Below are 5,415 nucleotides of genomic sequence, written 5' to 3' on the forward strand. Positions count from 1 at the left end.
CCCCCCCCCCGCTGCAAACTATACCACGAGCGATAATTTACGGCTCAATATTAGCAAGAGTCATCATTTCTTCATAGAGTCCGCTTGCGTCTTCAGGTGAATAATCATACACTAAGAACACATCCATAACATAAGGCGAATAAGGCAAACCGCATAATTTTTCAGCAAATGACATCGCCGCAATTTCTCCGAGCGCATAAATTCCCGAATCATTATGCAGGAATCCCAGACTCCAGAGTCTAATTTTTTCGGTTTTCGTGAAAATTTCGCGCTTGTATTTCTCCTCGATAAAGTGAAATATCTCATGTGCTAAAATCAATTTCGCGGGATTCAATTTTTCTGTCAAGACTCGTTTAACAGCATGTCTCTGTAAAAGTCTTTCAGCTCGATAAATAGAATCCATGAAAATATTTATATTATTAGGCATAACGAAATCAGCAAATAATACCCGGTCAGTTTTTTCCGGATATTGCGGATAACTCACCTGCAAATTCAGGGCGCGCGCTAGTTCTTCAGGGTCAGACGTGTTGAATTCCCGAATTAATTTATTTGCGTAAAGATTCCCGCACTCGATTGACTTTACAGCCCATTCAAGACGCTGGGCATCATTAATTTTTCCGTTGAGAATTTCACGCGAGAATGCATAATTACGCCACTCCAAATCAGGAATCTTAACAAGTTTTGCGAGCATATAATCAAGTTCTCTGACTTTGTAATGCGGCCTCTCATAGCGCGATATTCTTTGTTTGCCAAATAAACCGTCTGCAATCGGCCTTAATTTCTGCCTTATGTAATGCCAGTCCATTTTTATATTTCAGTGATTGAGCCGACTATTATAATTTCTTCGTCCGAATCCCTGTCGCCTATGTCTAAATCCATAAGCAGCTCAATATGTTCGAGATCTACTGCGCTGTAATCGCTGACTCTAGGGCCAAAGCAGACAAAATAATCCGGCCTCAAAATTGAGTCAGTCTTGAATACTGCCGTGTCTTCCCATAATCTGCGAACTTCATCAAGATAATTACTGACTTTGCATTTAACGACTTCAGCCTGCGAACACTGAACGCGTATAAATCCCTTTTTGTCAACTATTCTGACTGGGTGCTTTTCGTCCTTGTCGCCCTGATAGACGTAAAATTTATCAGTCTTTGCGGCCAAGTGAATATTACTTACTTTTGAGCCGAAATCCTCACGTGCTAGCTGTTCAGCTTCTGACTCGTCGCACTCTTTCAATAAATCCGTAGTCTTTACTTCAGTTGATCCCGTTGCAATTGCTGTAACTTTTCCGGTTTGTGAGTCGATTTCGATATGCACTTCTACAGTGTCAGGAGCAGCCCCCGAACTCACAGCAGCGTCAATAGCTTCTTTCTTGAGATCTCTAATATCTTCCTGAGTGGGATTTGGTATAACTCTTTCTACAACGTCGCGGACCATTGAGAGAGCTACACCGATTGAAGAAATTACTTCGGCATTTTCCGGAATGCTGTATTGAAGTCCCATTTTATTAGCGCAATATGGCACTAAGGACGCAGCACCTCCGCCGCACCCGACAAGTTTCATGCTTTCTTGATCTAATTGATATTTATCGGCTAAGGCATTAATACACGCGCTGACTTTCTCGTAATCCTTCTCTAAAATCTGAGTCGCTAAATCTTCTACAGTGATTCCGAGTTTATCAGCAACTGGCTGCATTGCCTTTCTTGCTGCGTTCGCATTACCATGTGCAAAATATTTCTCGTCAATCAAGCCTAACACGTTCGCCGCGTCAGTATTAGTGAAACAAATTTTTTTGCCGCTCTTGAGCCTGATAATTACATAGTCGCTAGGATCTCCCGGTTTTGGGCTTACCATTTCGATTTGAGGGTCAACAATTTCGTCTTCAGGAGTAAAGCAAGCATACTCACAGCCGGCAATATGAGCACTTCTCGGCCCTACATCAACAACTTCCTTGTCATTTATACGCACCATTGAACCGCCTGCACAGCCTAAGATTCTTACGTCAAGAGAACTTATATAAGTGTCATGACCTCCGATTTGAGCATAATCAACACCGGGACGACCATTTTTTATAACGCCTATATTTGTTGTAGTGCCTCCGACCTCGAAATAAATAGCATTTGAAGCTCGCAAATACATCAATGATCCCATAACAGACGCTGCCGGGCCTGATAATGCCGTCAAGATCGGGCGTTTTCTCATTTCGTTGATTTCCATGACTCCGCCGTCCCCTCGCATTATCATTAACGGGACAGTAACACCGGCCTTTCTCACGGAACTTTCTGTAGCGTTTGCTGTGGCTATCATTTTGGGCAAAATTGACGCGTTTATTGCTGCTGTTCGAGTCCTTCTCGTGAGTCCGTAAAGTTTCGTAATATCTGAAGCCATTGTTGCAGGAACATTTTTACTCGCGGCGGCATCGTGAATCATCTGCTCTTCTCCCATGCTGTCAACTCCGAATGCCATAGAAGCGACTATAACCTGCGCACCCTTGTTAATTAATTCGTCAACTGTGCTGTTTACGAGTTCAGGCGTTAAATTTTTCTTGCGTGCAAAGGCGTTAAATATCTTGATTACTTTCTGAGTCTTAGGATCTAACACTATATCATTCAGTGCGAGCTGTCTTTTTGCTAGAAAACTTTCAAACCATCCGCCTGCGACTCCGAAAACTCCTACATTTGCTACATCGCCTTCAATAAATGCGTTTGTTGCTTGAGTCGTAGAGTGCGCTACAAATACAACGTCTTCGGGTTTAATGCCGTTTTCTGCCATGCAATTCCGGAATGACTGAACGACTCCGGCAGCGACCCCGTCTTTATCGTCATGGGTAGTCTTGACTTCATTTTTGCCGATTATCTCATGAGTCAAATTATCCATCGCGACACATTTTGTATAAGTTCCTCCGACATCTATACCCATGCGGACTTTTCTTTCTCTTACTTCTTCGGGCATGTGTAAAAACTATCTCCCTTCTAACATTGATTTAACTATTGAAGCACTTAATCTCGCTGTAACTTCTTCAAATTCATGTAAATTTTTTGTCGATTCTGAGTCTGCTCCGTCTGAAATTGCCCGGATAATCACAAAGGGAATTCTATTCAAGTAACAAACTTGAGCAACTGCCCCGCTTTCCATATCGCAGCAATCACCGCCGAAATTTTTTATAATGGCCTCTTTCTGCGCCTTATTATTTATGAATTTATCCCCTGTGCAGATTCTACCCTCGATTACATTTCTGAACGGAGCGAATTTTTTAGCAGCTTTCATGATTTCAGCGCGTAATTTCTTGTCGGTCTCAAATGCAAATTTGCCGGTATATGGAATCTCACCTTTTGCGAAATTTATAGCTGACACGTCAAAATCATGTTGAACACAATCAACGGCTATAACGAGACTGCTAATGTTTAAATCAGGATTCAATGAGCCAGCCACGCCGGTATTAATTATTTCATTGACTCCGAATTGAGTTATTAAGATCTGCGCACAAATTCCCGCGTTGACTTTACCTATGCCGCTTTTCACGAGTACTATATCAGAGCTTCCGAGTTTGCCGCTGTAAAATTCCATTCCCGCAATCTTATCAAGACTCATAATAGATATAGACTCTTTCAAGAAAGCTATTTCTGTGTCCATCGCTCCGATTATGCCGACTTTTTTTGCGGGTGAAATATTTCTGCCGGTAACTTCTATATTTATGGCTGAAGATTTATCACCGGCCTTGAGTACCCATGTCTCAGAACTTGCACTAACAGCTAATATACTAACAAGAATTATTACAGCAAGGAAAAATTTTTTCATGATTATAATAAAACCCTCCCATAAAATTAATCACGAGAGGGCATAATATCAAATTTTAACCTACCATCCAAGCCGCGCCGAATCCAGTCAAGAATAAATACACTGCCGCATATTGTAAAATTCCCGTTGCGTAGGCATTCGGTATTGAGAGCTTCAAGAAATCGCGCGATTCAACTTTTGTATAAGCAAGTCCCCATGCTACCCATGATTGAGTGATACAGCAGCCGATATTTACCGTAATTGTAGGAATTGCAAAGACTCCATATAAGAACGGGACGGAAAATTTTGCGACATGTGAGAGAACTCCCAGTGTAGCAGCTCCGCAGCCGACAAGAGTCATAGGCCCTCTAAATAATCCCATGAATAATAACGCAGCAAAGACTACACAGACTACAAGTTCAGAAGTGGGCATAATGTCGCCGATTACTACGTTGAAATAAGGTGATGCATAAGTCGCAACTTGATTAAACATAGGAAGAGTAAGCAGGAATCCTACTAATGGAGCAGTATCAACAACGCCCTCATAATATAATTTATTCACGAGCTGGCAATTTTCGCGGAAAGTTCCCGACATCCTGCCGCATAAGAATAAAGCCGCAAATCCCGCAATAACAAATCCGCCTATAACTGAAAAATTAAACGCAATATTGAGAATTACAGGAACTACAGGGAGAATTAATGTATAAATCGGTGCGTCCTTCTGTGAGGCTTGAGGCGTGCGGGTTTGGGCTGCCCATTGTCTATGAGATTTCGAGCGGTTAAGATATAACATAGCAAGCAAAGTTGTTACAACAAGCATAATTATTAATGCCGCATAACCCCAGTGATTAGCGTACCAGCCGAGTGTGAAATCAGGCATTTCTGACGGCTTAATAAAGAATGCACGGTACTGGGCAAAATTTACAGGGTTTAAATAAATTCCTGCTGCTACACTTCCCATAAATGTAAACATTGCTATTGCTTTAGGTACTCCGAGGGACATTAAAATAGGAAGCACTATAACTCCAATTGCTATAACGGGGCCGGCTCCTGTCATTGAAGTAAATATTAATGCTGTAACGAGATTCAATAATGAAATTGTTACAACCGGTTTATCTCCGCCAAGTTCTACAGTTTTGCGGATTAAAGTAGAAGCGATTCCAGTGTCCATTAAAACACGGCCGAACCATGCACCCCAGCAGACATTAACGAGGGTAGTTCCCCAGCCTTCAGGTGCTGACTGATAAATTTTATTCAAGATTGAAACAAGAGTCGTCCCTGTTCCTGCTCCGAACATTAAAACGGGGTTGGCCTTCAAGAATTCTTCAGATACAAACAAAGTCCCGCCCAGCGGCAAAACTGTCCATAAAATCGTAATTACAAGAAAGCCGATCATCAAGTTATAACCCTTGATACAGTACCATGCAAGCGCAAAGAATGTTAATAACAAAATCGAGCCTATTATAAAATCTACACCGAAATTCATTAATATAGTTCTCCCTTCTGTGTATATGAATATGAGAAAAATTTTTTATTTGGGTAAAATAATTTTACTTGAAATATCTTAATTGTGAATCAGGAATTTACGCAATAAAATTATTTATAAATTATCCCCCGCACGCCCCTGATTCCTCCCACCCG

The 5,415-nt window shown here is 41.5% G+C and carries 4 protein-coding genes; all 4 read right to left on the bottom strand.

Annotated elements, in window-relative coordinates:
- Nucleotides 1–37: 37 nt before the first annotated feature.
- Genes IJT21_08250 through IJT21_08265 form a run of 4 tightly spaced genes read right to left on the bottom strand, consistent with a single transcriptional unit; the run spans nt 38 to nt 5,260 of the window.
- On the bottom strand, nt 38–805 hold the full coding sequence (locus tag IJT21_08250) for a hypothetical protein (GenBank protein MBQ7578239.1): 768 nt from the start codon (nt 803–805) through the stop codon (nt 38–40).
- Between the two features lie 2 nt (nt 806–807).
- The gene (locus tag IJT21_08255; protein MBQ7578240.1) at nt 808–2,949 is read right to left on the bottom strand and encodes a hypothetical protein; all 2,142 of its coding nucleotides are present in this window, start codon (nt 2,947–2,949) and stop codon (nt 808–810) included.
- Nucleotides 2,950–2,958: 9 nt separating this feature from the next.
- Nucleotides 2,959–3,795 carry a 5'-methylthioadenosine/adenosylhomocysteine nucleosidase gene (locus IJT21_08260; GenBank protein MBQ7578241.1) on the bottom strand — a complete coding sequence of 279 codons (837 nt, stop codon included), beginning with the start codon at nt 3,793–3,795 and terminating at the stop codon, nt 2,959–2,961.
- A gap of 55 nt (nt 3,796–3,850) precedes the next feature.
- The gene (locus tag IJT21_08265) at nt 3,851–5,260 is read right to left on the bottom strand and encodes a hypothetical protein (protein MBQ7578242.1); all 1,410 of its coding nucleotides are present in this window, start codon (nt 5,258–5,260) and stop codon (nt 3,851–3,853) included.
- Nucleotides 5,261–5,415 lie beyond the last annotated feature (155 nt).

It is taken from the genome of Synergistaceae bacterium (assembly GCA_017443945.1).
Taxonomy (GTDB): domain Bacteria; phylum Synergistota; class Synergistia; order Synergistales; family Aminobacteriaceae; genus JAFUXM01.

Bases quoted from the DNA above. Each gene is read 5' to 3' on its own strand.
- IJT21_08255 (MBQ7578240.1), bottom strand. From the start codon at position 2,949: ATGCCCGAAGAAGTAAGAGAAAGAAAAGTCCGCATGGGTATAGATGTC.
- IJT21_08265 (MBQ7578242.1), bottom strand. From the start codon at position 5,260: ATGAATTTCGGTGTAGATTTTATAATAGGCTCGATTTTGTTATTAACA.
- IJT21_08260 (MBQ7578241.1), bottom strand. From the start codon at position 3,795: ATGAAAAAATTTTTCCTTGCTGTAATAATTCTTGTTAGTATATTAGCT.
- IJT21_08250 (MBQ7578239.1), bottom strand. From the start codon at position 805: ATGGACTGGCATTACATAAGGCAGAAATTAAGGCCGATTGCAGACGGT.